The 15,280-nt window shown below is 74.2% G+C and carries 14 protein-coding genes and 5 tRNA genes; 8 read left to right on the forward strand and 11 right to left on the reverse strand.

Going from position 1 to position 15,280, the window contains the following annotated elements; genetic code table 11:
* The first annotated feature begins 188 nt into the window (after positions 1–188).
* The gene (locus ACFXPK_RS13935; RefSeq protein ID WP_385004232.1) at positions 189–758 is read left to right on the forward strand and encodes a CGNR zinc finger domain-containing protein; all 570 of its coding nucleotides are present in this window, start codon (positions 189–191) and stop codon (positions 756–758) included.
* Positions 759–870: 112 nt separating this feature from the next.
* On the opposite strand, the gene ACFXPK_RS13940 is transcribed toward ACFXPK_RS13935, so the two are convergent.
* Complete coding sequence (locus ACFXPK_RS13940; RefSeq protein WP_329821645.1) at positions 871–1,023, reverse strand: hypothetical protein; 153 nt, start codon at positions 1,021–1,023, stop codon at positions 871–873.
* Positions 1,024–1,250: 227 nt separating this feature from the next.
* On the reverse strand, positions 1,251–1,700 hold the full coding sequence (locus tag ACFXPK_RS13945) for a hypothetical protein (protein ID WP_385075020.1): 450 nt from the start codon (positions 1,698–1,700) through the stop codon (positions 1,251–1,253).
* Positions 1,701–1,905: 205 nt separating this feature from the next.
* On the opposite strand from ACFXPK_RS13945, the gene ACFXPK_RS13950 reads away from it, so the two are divergent.
* Complete coding sequence (locus ACFXPK_RS13950; protein ID WP_385004228.1) at positions 1,906–2,424, forward strand: DsbA family protein; 519 nt, start codon at positions 1,906–1,908, stop codon at positions 2,422–2,424.
* 37 nt (positions 2,425–2,461) lie between these two features.
* Here the strand turns inward: ACFXPK_RS13950 and ACFXPK_RS13955 are convergent, their stop codons facing one another.
* The 3 genes from ACFXPK_RS13955 to ACFXPK_RS13965 all read right to left on the reverse strand — a co-directional run bounded on the left by ACFXPK_RS13955 (position 2,462) and on the right by ACFXPK_RS13965 (position 5,381).
* Positions 2,462–3,301 carry a GNAT family N-acetyltransferase gene (locus ACFXPK_RS13955; RefSeq protein WP_385004226.1) on the reverse strand — a complete coding sequence of 280 codons (840 nt, stop codon included), beginning with the start codon at positions 3,299–3,301 and terminating at the stop codon, positions 2,462–2,464.
* 71 nt (positions 3,302–3,372) lie between these two features.
* Complete coding sequence (locus tag ACFXPK_RS13960; RefSeq protein WP_385075024.1) at positions 3,373–4,200, reverse strand: aminotransferase class IV; 828 nt, start codon at positions 4,198–4,200, stop codon at positions 3,373–3,375.
* Positions 4,200–5,381 carry a chorismate-binding protein gene (locus tag ACFXPK_RS13965; protein WP_385075027.1) on the reverse strand — a complete coding sequence of 394 codons (1,182 nt, stop codon included), beginning with the start codon at positions 5,379–5,381 and terminating at the stop codon, positions 4,200–4,202. Before ACFXPK_RS13965 ends, ACFXPK_RS13960 begins: the two co-directional genes overlap by 1 nt.
* 158 nt (positions 5,382–5,539) lie before the next feature.
* Between ACFXPK_RS13965 and ACFXPK_RS13970 the strand changes: the two genes are divergently transcribed.
* The 5 genes from ACFXPK_RS13970 (at position 5,540) to ACFXPK_RS13990 (ending at position 6,009) form a co-directional block, all read left to right on the forward strand.
* Positions 5,540–5,612: transfer RNA gene (locus ACFXPK_RS13970), tRNA-Gly, on the forward strand.
* Positions 5,613–5,648: 36 nt separating this feature from the next.
* Positions 5,649–5,722, forward strand: a tRNA-Cys gene (locus ACFXPK_RS13975).
* Position 5,723: 1 nt separating this feature from the next.
* Positions 5,724–5,795 (forward strand) — tRNA-Val (locus tag ACFXPK_RS13980).
* Between the two features lie 20 nt (positions 5,796–5,815).
* Positions 5,816–5,887 (forward strand) — tRNA-Val (locus ACFXPK_RS13985).
* A gap of 47 nt (positions 5,888–5,934) precedes the next feature.
* Positions 5,935–6,009, forward strand: a tRNA-Val gene (locus ACFXPK_RS13990).
* 62 nt (positions 6,010–6,071) lie between these two features.
* Here ACFXPK_RS13990 and ACFXPK_RS13995 read toward each other — a convergent pair.
* The 3 genes from ACFXPK_RS13995 to ACFXPK_RS14005 form a co-directional block, all read right to left on the reverse strand.
* Entirely contained in the window at positions 6,072–6,383 is a 312-nt protein-coding gene (locus ACFXPK_RS13995; RefSeq protein ID WP_385006844.1) for a zf-TFIIB domain-containing protein, read from the reverse strand.
* Between the two features lie 77 nt (positions 6,384–6,460).
* Positions 6,461–7,489 (reverse strand): phosphotransferase family protein, encoded by a 1,029-nt coding sequence (locus tag ACFXPK_RS14000; protein ID WP_385075096.1) that lies wholly within the window; start codon positions 7,487–7,489, stop codon positions 6,461–6,463.
* A gap of 247 nt (positions 7,490–7,736) precedes the next feature.
* A complete protein-coding gene (locus tag ACFXPK_RS14005) occupies positions 7,737–7,943 on the reverse strand; it encodes a hypothetical protein (protein WP_385006846.1) in 207 nt (68 codons plus the stop codon).
* A 689-nt stretch (positions 7,944–8,632) separates the two neighbouring features.
* Between ACFXPK_RS14005 and ACFXPK_RS14010 the strand changes: the two genes are divergently transcribed.
* Positions 8,633–9,931 carry a serine/threonine-protein kinase gene (locus tag ACFXPK_RS14010; protein WP_385006854.1) on the forward strand — a complete coding sequence of 433 codons (1,299 nt, stop codon included), beginning with the start codon at positions 8,633–8,635 and terminating at the stop codon, positions 9,929–9,931.
* A gap of 64 nt (positions 9,932–9,995) precedes the next feature.
* On the opposite strand, the gene ACFXPK_RS14015 is transcribed toward ACFXPK_RS14010, so the two are convergent.
* The 3 genes from ACFXPK_RS14015 to cobT all read right to left on the reverse strand — a co-directional run.
* On the reverse strand, positions 9,996–10,814 hold the full coding sequence (locus ACFXPK_RS14015) for a TrmH family RNA methyltransferase (protein ID WP_385075032.1): 819 nt from the start codon (positions 10,812–10,814) through the stop codon (positions 9,996–9,998).
* A gap of 80 nt (positions 10,815–10,894) precedes the next feature.
* On the reverse strand, positions 10,895–12,112 hold the full coding sequence (cobA, locus tag ACFXPK_RS14020) for a uroporphyrinogen-III C-methyltransferase (RefSeq protein WP_385006850.1): 1,218 nt from the start codon (positions 12,110–12,112) through the stop codon (positions 10,895–10,897).
* A gap of 387 nt (positions 12,113–12,499) precedes the next feature.
* The coding region (gene cobT / locus ACFXPK_RS14025) for a nicotinate-nucleotide--dimethylbenzimidazole phosphoribosyltransferase (protein ID WP_385075035.1) at positions 12,500–15,280 on the reverse strand (2,781 nt) is incomplete at its 5' end.

Raw genomic sequence — 15,280 nt, forward strand, 5'->3', positions numbered from 1 at the left:
ATCCCGGCGCTGGCACCGGAGACGTTCGGCCGGTGGCTGCGCCGCAGGCGGCGGGGCCCGGGGCGGCGGCGCGGGGGGGGCGCGGGGCGGCGGGCCGGCGCGTATGCCTGGCGTCACATCTGCCCCGGACGGTCTAAAGTCGTCCGGGTTCGGCGGGCACCGGCCCGCGGCAGGCCAGGGAGCGGACCGTGCTGATTCCACACGACACCCGGATCGCCCTCGACACGGTCGTCGATCTGGTGAACACCGCTCCGGAGGCCGGCACGGGCGCGGACGCGGTGGACCGGCTCGCCGACGTCGGGGCGCTGTACGAGTTCGTACGGACCCACGACGTCAGCGGCGTGGACGACCTCGGCGCACGGGATCTGCGGGCCGTACGGGAGGTACGGACCCGCTTCACGGAGGTGTTCGCGACACCGGACGCGCGGGCCGCCGCCGATCTGATCAACCAACTGGTGGCCGCGGCGGGAACGACCCCGCAGCTCACCGACCACGACGGCTACGACTGGCACGTGCACTACTTCGCGCCGGGCGCCTCGGTGGCCGACCATCTCGCGGCCGACTGCGGCATGGCGCTGGCCTTCATGGTCGTGGCGGGTGAGCAGGACCGGCTGCGCCGCTGCGAGGCGCCGGACTGCGGGCACGCGTTCGTCGACCTGTCGCGCAACCGCTCACGCCGCTACTGCGACAGCCGCACCTGCGGCAACCGGCTCCATGTCGCCGCGTACCGGGCCCGCCGCAAGGAAGCGGCCGGTTAGGACACCGCCGCGCGGCGGCGGGGCCGTGGGCCTGCGGGTGGACGGGCCGCGGGTGGACGGGCGGGCGGGGCGTCCGCCCGAGGGCGGCACGTCGGACTCACTCATCCAGACCTCACAGCAGGAACAGATCGTGCACCGCGGCCATCAGCAACAGCGCGCCGATCACCGTCAGAAAGATCATCAACGGTGGCTGGGAGAGCGCGAACAGACAGCCGCGCGGCTCCTCGGTGGGGGCGGGGTTCTCACCCCGTGAGCTATCGAGCATCTCGGGGCGATCATGGCTCACCGCGCACCCGGTCGATGACCAACCAGGCATGATCGGCCCGGGAGTTCATCATATTCCGTGGAATAAGGCCCGGAACCCGCACAGGATCCGCGTGCACCTGGGATGCTGCCGGGCACCTCGCCGGGCACCCCGGCCGACCGGAAGGGTCACCGGGGCGTACGAGCCGTCACCGGGGCCTACGGGCGGTCAGCGGGGCGTACGAGCGGTCAGATGCCGTGCTTCTTCAGAATGGCCTCGATGTCGCTGAAGTCGTCCCCGGACCGCGCGGGCTCCGGCTCCGCCCGGGGCCGGTCGGCAGGCCGGGCGCCCGCGCCCAGGGAGGGCGCGGACGCGCCGGGCTCGACCGCCCCGCCGCCCCTGGCCGCCTTCGCCGCCGCCCTGCGCTCCTTGCGCGTACCGCCGCCGCGCCGCTCCACCGCGCGGGTCGTCATGAAGAGCACCCACGCCAGCGCGAGCACCCCGAACCCCGCCCAGGCGACCGGGCTGAACGCCGTGCCCGCCGCCCACTTCACGACGCCCGTCATCACCAGACCGATCGGGACCAGCGCGTACGCGGCGATCCTCGTCGCGGCGAGGAACCGCTTGCGGTACGCGGTGATCAGGGCGATGCCCAGGCCCGCCGCAGACACCGCTGAGCAAATGGTCTCGGCAATCATCGGGTCCTCCAGGCATCGCACGTCAACGGCCGAACTCGTCTTCCCTCCATCCTGCACCTGGCACCGGGGTCGGGGCCACGGTGCGGGGCCCCGACCGGCGGATCTGGGGGAGATCTCGGGGGCGATGTCGTCCCCAGGTCCCGGTCGGCGGGGGTGCGGACCGCCCTCGGGCACGACGGGTCCGGTCTGCTGGAAGACTGGGGCCATGAACGACTCCACCACCGCGCCCCCGGTCGTCCTCGACCTCTGGTGCGAACTCCAGTGCCCCGACTGCGACCGCGCCCTTGAGGACGTCCGCGCGCTGCGCGCCCGTTACGGCGACCGGCTGGAGGTACGGCTGCGCCACTTCCCGCTGGAGAAGCACCGGCACGCGTACGCCGCCGCGCAGGCCGCCGAGGAGGCGTGGGAGCAGGGCAGCGGCTGGCCGTACGTGGAGGCCGTCCTCGCCGGGACCGCGGAGCTGACGGCCCGGGGCGAGCCGTTCCTGCTGGAGGCGGCGCGTGAACTGGGGCTGGACGCCGAGGAGTTCGACACCGCCCTGATCGACGGCCGCCATCTGCTGGCCGTCGACGCCGATCAGGCCGAGGGCAAGGCGATCGGGGTGACCGGTACGCCCACGTACGTCATCGACGGGCAGCGGCTCGACGGCGGCACGAGCCAGGACGGGCTGCGGGAGCGCATCGAGGCGATCGCCGACCGGCTGCTGGCCGACGGGACCCCGTAGGGACCGCGGGACGGCCGCAGGACGGTGGGCGAAGCGGTCAGAGGAGCGGCCGGACCAGGTTGTACTGGGTCGTCCGGTACCCGAGCGAGGTGTAGAGCCTCAGCGCGGGGGTGTTGGTCGTGAAGACGTGCAGCCCCAGCAGGGGCGGCCCGCTCTCCGCGGCGACCTGCTCGGCGAGCAGCATCAGGGCGCGGCCGTACCCCTTGCCCCGCTGCTCCTCGGCCACCTCCACGTCGTACACGTACGAGCCGGGCCGCCCCGGGCGCACCTCGCGCGGCGAGACCCAGACATGGCCCACGGCGGTCCCCTCGTGGACGAGGACCGTGAACGAGACGCCCGGTGTGGCGAGCCCCTCGGGGAGGTTGTCGCGGTGGCTGGCCTCCGACTTGGCGAGGGCCTGATCCGCCGGTACGCCGCGGTCGGTCCAGCTCCGCGCGAAGTCGCCGACGGAGCGGGCGCGCCAGACCGTGTACTCCTCCTCGGTCATGGGGCGGCCCTCGACCCCGTCGGGGAGCACCGGCGGCCCGGGGAGGAGTTCCTTGTCCATGTTGCGGCTGCGCTCGGTGTATCCCAGGCTCTCCGCCAGGCGCAGCGCGGCGTCGGCGCCCGCCGGTACGAGCGCCTGCGCCTGGTCGCACCCCCAGCCGCGCAGCACCTCCTCTGCGGCGAGCACGGCGACGGTGGCCCGGCCGCGGCGGCGGTCGGGCCCGTCGATCCTCAGGGAGCTGACGAGGCCGGCGCGGTGGCCGAAGCCGGGGTCGGTGGCGATCTCGACCGCACCGACGGGGCGGCCGTTCACACAGACCTCGTAGGAGCGGGACTTCGTGCCGTCGTCGGCCTGTTGAAGCGGACCGGTGGGCCGCAGGGTGGTGGTCATCAGGGGAGTTCTACCCCCGCCGGTCCCTGTCCGTCACCCCATTAAGGCTCCGGCCGTCAGGACCCTGGGGCTCAGGGATCGAGATCGGCTCCGGACCGCTCCTCGAAGACGCGCATCGCCTTGGCGGTGACGGGTCCGGGGGCGTCGGCGGCGTCGAAGGAACGGTCGTCGATCCGGTGCACGGCCTGGACGTCGCGCAGCGTCGAGGTCAGGAAGATCTCCTCGGCGTGCTCCAGCGCGTCGAACGGCAGCTCCGTCTCGCGGGCGCCGCACCAGTCGACGGTCAGTTCGCGGGTGATGCCCGCGAGACAGCCGGAGGCGAGGGGCGGGGTGTGCAGCACGCCGTCGAGGACGACGAACACGTTGGAGCCGGTGCCCTCGCAGAGCGCGCCGGCGGTGTTGGCGAAGAGCGCCTCGCTGGCACCCCGTTCGTGCGCGTGGGCGAGCGCGACGACGTTCTCCCCGTACGAGGTGGTCTTGAGCCCGCTCAGCGCGCCGCGTTCGTTACGGGTCCAGGGGACGGTGACGGCCGCGGTGGTGTCGGGGCGGCGCTCCGTCTCGCCGACGGCGACGACGAGGGTGGCGCCGGCGTCGCCGCGGTCCGAGCCGAGCGGGGAGACTCCCCCGGTGTACGTGACGCGCAGCCGGCCCAGCTCCATCGGGTTGGCGTCGAGAACGGCCGTACAGGCGCGGCGCACCTCGTCCAGATCGGGTTCCGGCAGGCCGAGGCCGTGTGCGGAGCGGGCCAGCCTGCGCAGATGGCGGGTGAGGGCGAAGGGGCGGCCCCGGACGGCCTTGACCGTCTCGAAGACGCCGTCGCCGACGGTCAGTCCATGGTCGAGCACGGACACCCGGGCGGCGTCGGCCGGGTGGAGTGCGCCGTTGACCCAGATCCTCATCACACGGTCCTTCCGCTGATCGCTGTCGCCCCGGCGGCGGAGTCCGGGGACGCGCCGGAGTCCGGGTCCGCGCCGGGGCGGGTACGGGTACCGGCCCCGGGCCGCGCCGTTGCGGAGTCGTCGGCTCCGGGCCGGTAGGTGCCCGACGCTATCGCGAGCAGCCGGGCCGCCTTCAGCTCGGTCTCGGCCCACTCGCCCTCCGGGTCGGAGCCCCAGGTGATCCCGGCGCCCGCGCCGAAGCGCAGGACGGGGCGGGCGTCCGGGGCGCGGTCGATCCAGAACGTACGGATCCCGACGGCCAGCGCGGCCGTGCCCCGGTCGGCGTCGACCCAGCCGATGCCACCGCAGTAGGGGCCGCGCGGGGCGGTCTCCAGCTCCTCGATGATCTTCAGCGCGCTGGACTTGGGGGCGCCGGTGACCGAGCCGGGCGGGAACGTCGCGGCGAGCAGTTCCGGCCACCCGGCGGACCCGGTGAGTTCACCCCGTACGGTCGAGACGAGATGGACGAGCCCGGGGTGGGGTTCGAGCGCGCACAGGGCGGGGACGGTGACGGATCCGCCGGCGCAGACCCGGCCCAGATCGTTGCGGACCAGGTCCACGATCATCACGTTCTCGGCGAAGTCCTTCTCCAGCAGGTCCCCGGCGGTCCGCCCGGTGCCCTTGATCGGCCCCGACTCGACGGTGCGGCCGGCGCGGCGCAGATACAGCTCGGGCGAGGCGGTGGCGATCTCCACGCCGTGCGCGGGCAGCCGGATCGTCCCGGCGTACGGCGCCGGGTTGTCGCGGGCGAGCAGCGCGGTGAGCGCGTCGATGTCGGCAGGGGCCGTACCGCTCGCGGCGGGGGCGGGCAGCGGGGCGGACAGGACGCGGCAGAGGTTGGCCTGATAGACGTCGCCCGCCGCGATGTACTCGCGGATCCGGCGCACGCCCTTCGTGTACGCGGCGCGGTCGAGGGACGACGTCCAGTCACCGGCGCCGGGGCCCCGCCACCGGCCCGGCACCGGCGCGGGCACCGGCTCGTGCCGTATGTCGTCGAAACGGGCGCAGGTCAGGCGGCCTTCGAAGTCCGCGGCGACAGCCCAGAACCCGGCGGAGTCCAGCGCCTCCGGATCGTGGGTGACATCCCGCAGACCGGAGGCGACGAGGCCGCCGAAGCGGGCCAGCGGAGCGAGGTCGTGCACGCTTGCGAGTCTAGAACAGGCCCCGTCGGACGGCTCCGGGCCGAACGCGCGGCGAACGTACCGCGTCACGCTGCGGAAACGCGTTTTTGTGCTGGCCCGGGAATCCGCTAGAGTTCAACACGTCGCCGGGCCGAGCAGACGGGCCCGGGAAACGGCACGCGGACGTAGCTCAGTTGGTAGAGCGCAACCTTGCCAAGGTTGAGGTCGCCAGTTCGAACCTGGTCGTCCGCTCGATGGTGGGGCGTTTTCCCGAACCCCCACACTCCTGGTGGAGTGGCCGAGAGGCGAGGCAACGGCCTGCAAAGCCGTCTACACGGGTTCAAATCCCGTCTCCACCTCCAAGGACGATTAGCTCAGCGGGAGAGCGCTTCCCTGACACGGAAGAGGTCACTGGTTCAATCCCAGTATCGTCCACTGGATCCTTCTGGGTTCCCGCGCGATTAGCTCAGCGGGAGAGCGCTTCCCTGACACGGAAGAGGTCACTGGTTCAATCCCAGTATCGCGCACGCAGTACGCAGTGCCACGCAGTACGCAGTACTTGTTCGAGTCGCCCGCGCGATTAGCTCAGCGGGAGAGCGCTTCCCTGACACGGAAGAGGTCACTGGTTCAATCCCAGTATCGCGCACCACCCGGAACCCCCGGCCACCACCTCGGCGGCCGGGGGTTCCGTCGTGTGCGACGCCGGGCTCGTCAGGAGGAGAAGAGCATGCGCCCGAAGCTCTTCTGCCGGTGGTGCCCGCCGTGGTGGCCTCCGTGATGCCCCCCGTACGGCGCGCCGTGCTGCGGGGCGCCCCAGGCGGGGGCCGGAGGCGCCGGGTACGCCTGCGGCGGCGGGGCCTGCTGCACGGGCGGCGCCTGCTGGCTCCACTGCGACTCCAGGCGGGTCAGGGACTCCAGCTCGCCGTAGTCGAGGAAGATTCCCCGGCAACCGCTGCACTGCTCTATCTGCACGCCGTTACGGTTGTACGTGTGCATCGCCGCACGGCACTTGGGACACTGCATGGTCGCATCGCTCCTCGTCGGTCGTCCGGCACCGCCGGAGATCGCCGGAACACGCGCCCGGCGACCGTTTGTTCACCCTACGACGACGCCTCCGGCGCCAACTCGGTTGCGAGGCCCGCGATCCGGTCACAGGCGTCGACCGTCATCAGCTCCACCTCGTCCAGCTCCCGGTCCTCGGCGAGGGACTTGACGACGGCGAGCGCGGCGGTCTGCACCGTGAGCGCGCGGGCGGCGACATCCAGGGACGGCCAGGGATCGGCGGCCGGATCCGCCGGCACGGCAGGGCCCCGCGCGGCCCGGTAGGCGCCGAGGAACCGCTGCCACGGCTCCGGGGGCAGCAGCCCGGTGGCGAACCAGGCGGCGGGACGGGCCAAGTCCCAGACGGGGGCGCCGAGTCCGAGATCGTCCACGTCGATGAGGAGCCACGGGCCGTCGGGGGCGGGGTGGCGCACGAGCTGACCCAGGTGCAGATCGCCGTGGCACAGCGCGTACGGACCCGGCTGCGGCGCCTCGTCACGCGCCCAGGCGGGGAGCCGCTCCCAGGCCCGCCGCACGGGCACCGCGGCGGGATGCGGCCCGGCGGCGCGCAGCCGGGCCAGGGCGCGGGCGGCCTTGGCGGGGCCGCGCATGGCGGGCAGGGCGGTGGGCAGGCCGCCGGTCAGGGCGGTGGGCGGGACGGAGTGCAGCCGGGCGATGAGTGTCCCGGCCTGCTCCCACGGGGCGGCGTCGGGGTCGGCGGGGTCGACCGGGGTCCCGTAGGGCCAGACGGTGACCGGCCGCCCGTACACCTCCCCGGTGGGCGTGGGGAGCGGCGGCAGCAGGATCCCGGCGAGCCGGGGGTGCGCGGCGACGGCGAGCCGGGCGCGGTGGCCGGCGGGGTCCGTCCCGTCCGCGTGCGCCTTGGCCACGGCCCCGCCGTGTCGTACGACGGTTCCGTCGGGGCGGTCGGCGAGGACGGTGGGGCCCAGGTCGCGGAGATCGCAGAGGTCGCAGGTCGCTTCTGCGTCGGCTTCGGCGTCGGCTTCGACTTGGGCTGGGACTTGGGCTTCCGCTTCGCGGGGCGGGGTGGGTGCGTCCGGGGCCGGGTGGGCCGCTCTGCGGGCCATGTGCGCGAGCGCGGGGAGTACGGATGCGGTCACTGTGGTCCCCGGGAGTGCGACGGTGAATGCGCGTGAGCGCGTCGGCGCGTGGAGCCTACGCCGTGTCGCCGTGCGGGCTGGACGGAAAAGCGCGATGGCCGGTCAGCTCCCCAGCTAACCGGCCCACCGCTGCCGTCCGCCGCACCCCCGTCCCCACGGGGTTGTTGGCCGGATGTCCCCGACCCGGGCCGCTCTCCCGGGTCCGGGGCGCCGCTCAGCGCCCCAGCATCACGCCCACGGACGACGCCTGTGTGACCACTGCTTCCCAGCCGCCGAAGACGACGACGAGCAGGGCCGCCAGAGGAAGGACCATGGCCGTTGCCACCAAGGGGTGGCGCGTCCCTGACGGGTGACTGGCGAACGCGGCGTACGCCTTGCGTCCCCGCGTGCGGATCATTGCCCGCGCTGCCGTGTCCGCCATGGTCCTTCTCCTGTCCCGATTCGACAGCGGCGAGTATCCGACCTCGGGGGACGAGTTCCTCACTCGCCGCTTGATCTCAAGATTAGGGACACCTGGATGTCGGGGCGTCATGCCCGCGTACCTATTGCCGGGCCTCCCGGAGGATGAGCCGTGGACCGGCCGCGTACTCCCCAGGGTGGAGAGCGGGGTCCGCGCCTTGGGGTCTTCCCGGAGGGGATGATCCACGACGCCTTACGGGGGACCGGGCTCTCGCCCGGAAGGATGAGGCGCGCACCCGGGGAAGCGGCTGCTCGGGAGGGTGATCCGGGGGGTGCGTGTTCCCGGATCTGCGTCCGGCCGTCCCGGGCCGGCGTCGGACCGGCGTCCGGCCGGCCCCGGGGACGCGTGGGCGTGCGCGTGATCCCGCGCCCGGCCTCCTGCTGATCCACTTCTGGTGACATCTCTCACGTACACAGCTCCCCCGCCGGGCGGCCGCCGCTCCGCACGTCCGTTCTCCCCAATCCCCTTTGTATGCAGGACTCTTGGGATCCCGACGGGGCAGGCCCGACGGCCGGTCACCCGACTGACCAATCTTCAATTTCGGTGCCCCGTACTGACAATCGGTCGGTGCGCGAGGGCGCGGCCTATGAGCGCACCCGGGCACGGGTACGTAAGCTGTGCCACGTCACACGGACGACCGGGCAGCGGGGATGGACATGGCGATGATGCGGCTCCGGCGCGAGGACCCGCGTGTCGTCGGCTCGTTCCGACTCCACCGGCGGCTCGGGGCGGGCGGCATGGGCGTCGTCTACCTCGGCTCCGACCGGCGCGGCCAGCGGGTCGCGCTCAAGGTGATCCGGCCCGACCTGGCGGAGGACCAGGAGTTCCGGTCGCGGTTCGCCCGCGAGGTCTCCGCCGCACGGCGTATCCGCGGCGGCTGTACGGCCCGGCTGGTCGCCGCCGACCTGGACGCCGACCGCCCCTGGTTCGCCACCCAGTACGTACCCGGCCCCTCGCTGCACGACAAGGTCAACGAGGAAGGCCCGCTGCTCGCCGCCGACGTCGCCTCGGTCGGCGCCGCGCTCTCCGAAGGTCTGGTCGCCGTCCACGAGGCCGGGGTCGTCCACCGCGACCTCAAACCGTCGAACATCCTGCTCTCGCCCAAGGGCCCGCGCATCATCGACTTCGGCATCGCGTGGGCCACCGGCGCGTCCACCCTCACGCACGTCGGGACCGCCGTCGGATCGCCCGGCTTCCTCGCGCCCGAACAGGTGCGCGGCGCGGCCGTCACCCCCGCCACGGACGTCTTCTCACTGGGCGCCACGCTGGCGTACGCGGCGACCGCCGACTCGCCCTTCGGACACGGCAGCTCCGAGGTCATGCTCTACCGGGTCGTCCACGAGGAGGCGCACCTCCACGGCGTACCCGACTCCCTCGCACCCCTCGTACGGGCCTGCCTGGCGAAGGACCCGGAGGAACGTCCCAGCACCCTCCAGCTCTCCATGCGGCTCAAGGAGATCGCCGCGCGGGAGGCGCAGGGGCTCATCGACAGCCGGCCGCCCGCGCAGCGGACGCGCGGCGGCCAGGAGCCCGTGGCGGGCGGGCTGACCGAGCGGTACACGGAGCGGGAGGTCGCGCGCGGCTCCCAGGGCCGGGGCGCCCCCGGGGCGGCGGACGGCTCCGGGCCGCGCCCGGGAGGCGGCGGTTCCCGTACGGGGGGCGCGGGCGCCTCCCGTACCGGCGGCGCCGGGCCGTCCCGTACCAACGGAGCACCCGGCCGGACCGGCTCCTCCGGTGGACGCGGCGGCTCGGGCTCCCCCCGTTCCCAGCGGCCCCGGGACCCCGCCCGGGGAGCGGGCCGGACCAACGGCCGGCCGGCGTCCGGGCCGCGGACGCGGTCGTCCAAGCTGCGGCCCGCGAACCCGCGGCTGCTGCGGCAGCGGCTGATCGTCTTCGTCGTCGTGACGCTCATCGTCGCGCTGGGGATCGCGGCGGCGCAGCAGCTCTGAGGAGTGCGGCTCGCCGGGCCGGGGGCCGGGGCTCGCGTGGCCGGGGCCGGGACTCGCTCGTTCCTTACGTTTCCGGGCGGCCCGCGGTGACCGCGTAGAAGGCGACCGCCGCGGCCGCCCCCACGTTCAGCGAGTCCACGCCGTGCGCCATCGGGATACGGACCCAGGCGTCGGCGGCGTCCAGCGCCCGGCATGACAGCCCGGCGCCCTCGGCACCGAGCATCAGCGCGACCCGCTCCATCCGGTGCGGCGCGGCGGCGTCCATCGGCACCGCCCGCTCGTCCGGGGTGAGCGCCAGCAGCCGGAACCCCGCTTCCCTCACGGTGTCCAGCGCCCTCGGCCAGCCCTCCAGACGGGCGTACGGTACGGAGAACACCGCCCCCATCGACACCTTCACCGAGCGCCGGTAGAGCGGGTCCGCGCAGTCCGGGGAGAGCAGCACGGCGTCCATGCCGAGCGCGGCGGCGCTGCGGAAGATCGCGCCGATGTTGGTGTGGTCGTTGACCGCCTCCATGACGGCGACCCGGCGGGCCGTGCGGAGCACGTCGGCCACCGCGGGCAGCGGCTTGCGCGCCATGGAGGCGAGGGCGCCGCGGTGCACGTGGTAGCCGGTGACCCGCTCGGCGAGTTCGGGGCTGACCGCGTAGACCGGTGCCCGCGCCTCGTCGATGACGTCGCGCATCGTCTCGACCCACTTGGCGGAGAGCAGCATCGACCGCATGGCGTAACCCGCCTGGCCGGCCCGGCGGATGACCTTCTCGCCCTCCGCGATGAACAGCCCCTCGGCGGGTTCGCGGCGGCGCCGCAGTTCGACGTCGGTCAGCCCGGTGTAGTCGGCCAGGCGCGGGTCGTCGGGATCCTCAACGGTGATGAGTTCGGCCACGGGGGTGTTGGTGCCCTGTCCTGTGTGGAGTGCGGAGTGGGGTGGGGGTGGAGGTGCCTGGGGTGGGGGTGCGTGGGGGCTCAGGTGCCCAGATCCACCACGTCGCCGATGACGATGACCGCGGGCGGCCGTACCTCCTCGGTCCGCACGACCTCCCCCACCGTCGCGAGGGTCGCGTCCACGCGGCGCTGAGCGGCGGTCGTGCCCTCCTGGATCAGCGCGACAGGGGTCTCGGGGGCCTTGCCGTGCTCGACCAGCGCCTGTGCGATGGAACCGATCTTGTCGACCGCCATCAGCAGGACGAGCGTGCCGCGCAGCCGGGCGAGCGCCGCCCAGTCGACCAGGGACCGCTCGTCGTCCGGGGCGACATGGCCGCTGACGACGGTGAACTCATGGGCGACGCCCCGGTGCGTCACGGGGATCCCGGCGGCGCCCGGCACACTGATCGAGCTGGAGATGCCGGGGACGACGGTGCACGCGATGCCCTCAGCGGCGAGCGCGTGCGCCTCCTCCATGCCCCGGCCGAAGACGAACGGGTCGCCGCCCTTGAGCCGGACGACGGCCTTGCCCGCCTTGGCGTGCTCGATCAGGGCGGCGTTGATGGCCTCCTGGGCCATGAAACGGCCGTACGGGATCTTCGCGGCGTCGATCACCTCGACATGCGGCGGCAGCTCGTCCAGCAGATCGCGCGGGCCCAGCCGGTCCGCGATGACGACATCCGCCTCGGCGAGGAGCCTGCGGCCCCGCACGGTGATCAGATCGGGGTCGCCGGGGCCGCCGCCGACGAGCGCCACGCCGGGGGTACGGGCGCGGTGGTGCGGCGCGGCGAGCGTGCCCTCCCGCAGCCCCTCGACGATGGCGTCGCGCACGGCGGCGGAACGGCGCGGGTCGCGTCCGGTGAGCACGGCCACGGTGACGCCTTCGCTGCGGCCCGTCGCCGGGGTCCAGGCGGTGGCCGCCTCGGCGTCGTCGCTGCGTACGCACCAGATCCGGTCGCGCTCGGCTTCGGCGGAGGCGGTGCGGTTGGCCTCGGGGTCGCTGGAGGCGATGAGCGCGTACCAGGCTCCGGCGAGGTCGCCCTCCTCGTACCGCCGCCGCTCCCAGCGGATCTCGCCGGCCGCCGCCATCGCCTCCACGGACGGCTTGGCCGAGGGCGAGACCAGCACGATGTCGGCGCCCGCGGCGATGAGCGACGGCAGCCTGCGCTGCGCGACCTGGCCGCCGCCGAGGACGACGACGCGCCGCCCGGAGAGACGGAGTCCTACGGGGTAGGCGGGGTGGTCGGCATGCTGGGCCATGTGGGCGGGGGCTCCTCGGGCGGTGGGACGTGAGACGTGAGACGTGACGAAAGCGCGGGTGGGGCGGGGTTTTGGGTGAAGCCCAGCTTACGCGGCGGGGTGGTGGGCGGTCCTGTGCGCGCTGCGGGTACGGGGGCGGGAGGGCGCGGGCGCGGATACGGGGGCGGGTGCGTGGGGAAGGTGCGAGTGCCGGGGCCTCCGGAGGTACCTGTCCGGACGGCATGATGTACGCCGCGTGCGGGGTGGAAGAACGAGGTGCGGGCCCCTCGCGCGGCACACATCACGCTCTGGTGTCCGGGCACGCACCTCCTACGACCCCGCCCCCTCCCGCCGGTGGGCCGCCCTCCCGGCCTCGGCCGACGCGGGGAGGGCGGGTGCCGGGCGGTGCTACTTCTCCGTCACTCCTGCCGAGTCGAACGTCGCGACCTCGTGCATCGCCCGCGCCGCGCTCTGGATCACCGGCAGCGCCAGCAGCGCTCCGGTGCCCTCGCCCAGGCGGAGATCCAGGTCGACCAGGGGGCGCAGGCCGAGCTTGTTCAGGGCCGCCACATGGCCCGGCTCCGCGCTGCGGTGGCCCGCGATGCAGGCGGCCAGGGCCTCCGGGGCGATCGCGCGGGCGACCAGTGCCGCGGCGCCCGCGCTGACGCCGTCCAGGACCACCGGCGTACGCATCGAAGCGCCGCCGAGGAGGAAGCCGACCAGTGCCGCGTGCTCCAGCCCGCCGACGGCCGCGAGGACGCCGATCGGATCGGCCGGGTCGGGCTGGTGGAGGTCGAGAGCGCGGCGGACCACGTCGACCTTGCGGGCGTGCATCTCGTCGTTGATGCCGGTGCCCCTGCCGGTGACCTCCGCCGGGTCCTGCCCGGTGTAGACGCAGATCAGTGCGGCCGAGACGGTCGTGTTGGCGATGCCCATCTCACCGGTGAGCAGCGCCTTGTTGCCCGCGGCCACCAGATCGCGGGCCGTTTCGATGCCCACCTCGATCGCCGCGAGGACCTCGTCGCGGCTCATCGCGGGGCCGGTCGTGAAGTCGCCCGTGCCCGCGCGGACCTTGCGGGGCAGCAGACCCGGGGTGGCCGGGAGGTCGCCCACCACACCCACGTCCACGACGCAGACCTCCGCGCCGACCTGGGTCGCGAACGCGTTGCAGACCGCGCCGCCCGCCAGGAAGTTGGCGACCATCTGGCCGGTCACCTCCTGCGGCCAGGGGGTCACCCCCTGGGCGTGCACGCCGTGGTCGCCCGCGAAGACCGCGACGGCGGCCGGTTCGGGGATGGGCGGGGGGCAGAGCCGGGAGAGGCCGCTGAGCTGTGCCGAGATGATCTCCAGCATGCCGAGCGCACCGGCAGGCTTCGTCATCCGCTTCTGGCGCTCCCACGCCTCGCCCAGCGCCTTCGCGTCCAGCGGGCGGATTCCGGCGACGGTCTCCTGGAGCAGGTCGTGCGGCTCCTCGCCCGGCAGGGCGCGGCGGCCGTACGTCTCCTCGTGGACGACCCAGGACAGGGGGCGGCGCTTCGACCAGCCCGCCTGCATCAGTTCGGGCTCCTCGGGGAACTCGTCGACGTATCCGACGCACAGGTACGCCACGACTTCGAGGTGTTCCGGCAGGCCCAGGACGCGGACCATCTCGCGCTCGTCGAAGAAGCTGACCCAGCCGACGCCCAGGCCCTCGGCGCGGGAGGCGAGCCAGAAGTTCTCCACGGCGAGCGCGGAGGAGTACGGGGCCATCTGCGGCTGGGTGTGACGGCCCAGGGTGTGCCGGCCGCCACGGGTCGGGTCCGCGGTGATGACGATGTTCACCGGGGTGTCGAGGATGGCCTCGATCTTCAGTTCCTTGAACTGCTTGGCCCGGCCCTTGGGCAGCGACTTGGCGTAGGCGTCGCGCTGACGCTGGGCCAGTTCGTGCATGGACCGCCGGGTTTCGGCGGAGCGGATGACGACGAAGTCCCAGGGCTGCGAGTGGCCCACGCTGGGCGCGGTGTGCGCGGCCTCCAGGACGCGGAGCAGCACCTCGTGCGGGATGGGGTCGGAGCGGAAGCCGTTGCGGATGTCGCGGCGCTCGCGCATCACCCGGAGTACGGCATCACGCTCGGCGTCGTCGTAGCCGGAGGGCGCCGCCGTGCCCTGCTGGATCTCCTGGGGCGCCGCTGTGCCCTCCTGGATGTCCTGGGGCGCCGCCGGGACCGCCTGGGGTTCCTGGGGCGCCGCCGGAACCGCCTGGGGTTCCTCTTCGGGCTTCTCCTGGATCCCTTCGGTTTCGAGGGGCTCTTCCCGGGTTTCCGGGGTGTTCTCCTCGGTTTCCTGAGGTTCAGGGGTCTCCTGGGGGGCCGGGGGCTGCTGGACCTCCGGAGGTGCTGAAGTCTCCTGGGGGGCCGGGACCTCGGGGGTCTCCTGTGCCGCCGGGGGCGCGTCGTCGGGGGCCGGGGGCGCGGGCGCCTCTGCCGCTACGGGCTGCGGCTCGGGCTCCGGAGTCGGCTCGGCCACGGGTTCCGGGACGGGCTCCACCACGGGCTCGGGCTCGGGGGCCTGCTCCGCCACGGGCTGGGGGGCGGGGGCGGGCTCCGGCTCCGGCTCCGGTGCCGCCACGGGTTCGGGGGCCACTGCCACCGGCTCGGGGGCGGGCTCGGGTTCGGGGGCTGCCGCCACCGGTTCGGGCTCGGGCTCGGGGGCCGCCGCCACCGGTTCGGGCTCCGGGGCTGCCGCCACCGGTTCGGGCTCGGGGATGACCGCTGCGGGCTCAGGGGCCGGTTCCGGCTCCGGGGTCTGTGCCGCGGGCTCGGGGTCCGGTGCGGGTTCCGGCTGCGGCTCCGCCGCAGGTGCGGGGGGCTCGGCGGGGGCCTGGTCCGCCACCGGACCGGGCGTCGGTTCGGGCTCGGGGGCCACGGCGACGGGCTCGGGGGCCGGTTCCGGCTCCGGGGGTGCGGGGGGCTCGGTCGCCGCCACCTGCTCCGGCTCCGGGACGGGCGCCTCCGCTGCCTCCGGCGCGGGGGCCACGGGCGGTGTCTGGGTGCGGGGGCGTACGCGGACCGCCTGGGTCGGGGCGCCCGCCGGGCCTCGGTCGGCGAGCGAGCGGACCACCCCCCCCGCGGGGGGGGGCCCCGCGCGGGCCCTAGGCCGACCGCGGGGCGGGGGGGCGCCGGGGGGCGCCCCGGGGCGCCGCCGCCGGGC

It is taken from the genome of Streptomyces sp. NPDC059142, assembly GCF_042755665.1.
Classification (GTDB): domain Bacteria; phylum Actinomycetota; class Actinomycetes; order Streptomycetales; family Streptomycetaceae; genus Streptomyces.

Excerpts from the sequence above, each read along its gene's own strand:
- ACFXPK_RS13940 (WP_329821645.1), bottom strand. The coding sequence starts at position 1,023 with ATGCTCGATAGCTCACGGGGTGAGAACCCCGCCCCCACCGAGGAGCCG.
- ACFXPK_RS13945 (WP_385075020.1), bottom strand. The coding sequence starts at position 1,700 with ATGATTGCCGAGACCATTTGCTCAGCGGTGTCTGCGGCGGGCCTGGGC.
- ACFXPK_RS13950 (WP_385004228.1), top strand. The coding sequence starts at position 1,906 with ATGAACGACTCCACCACCGCGCCCCCGGTCGTCCTCGACCTCTGGTGC.
- ACFXPK_RS13955 (WP_385004226.1), bottom strand. The coding sequence starts at position 3,301 with ATGACCACCACCCTGCGGCCCACCGGTCCGCTTCAACAGGCCGACGAC.
- ACFXPK_RS13960 (WP_385075024.1), bottom strand. The coding sequence starts at position 4,200 with ATGAGGATCTGGGTCAACGGCGCACTCCACCCGGCCGACGCCGCCCGG.
- ACFXPK_RS13995 (WP_385006844.1), bottom strand. The coding sequence starts at position 6,383 with ATGCAGTGTCCCAAGTGCCGTGCGGCGATGCACACGTACAACCGTAAC.
- ACFXPK_RS14000 (WP_385075096.1), bottom strand. The coding sequence starts at position 7,489 with ATGGCCCGCAGAGCGGCCCACCCGGCCCCGGACGCACCCACCCCGCCC.
- ACFXPK_RS14005 (WP_385006846.1), bottom strand. The coding sequence starts at position 7,943 with ATGGCGGACACGGCAGCGCGGGCAATGATCCGCACGCGGGGACGCAAG.
- ACFXPK_RS14010 (WP_385006854.1), top strand. The coding sequence starts at position 8,633 with ATGGACATGGCGATGATGCGGCTCCGGCGCGAGGACCCGCGTGTCGTC.
- cobA (WP_385006850.1), bottom strand. The coding sequence starts at position 12,112 with ATGGCCCAGCATGCCGACCACCCCGCCTACCCCGTAGGACTCCGTCTC.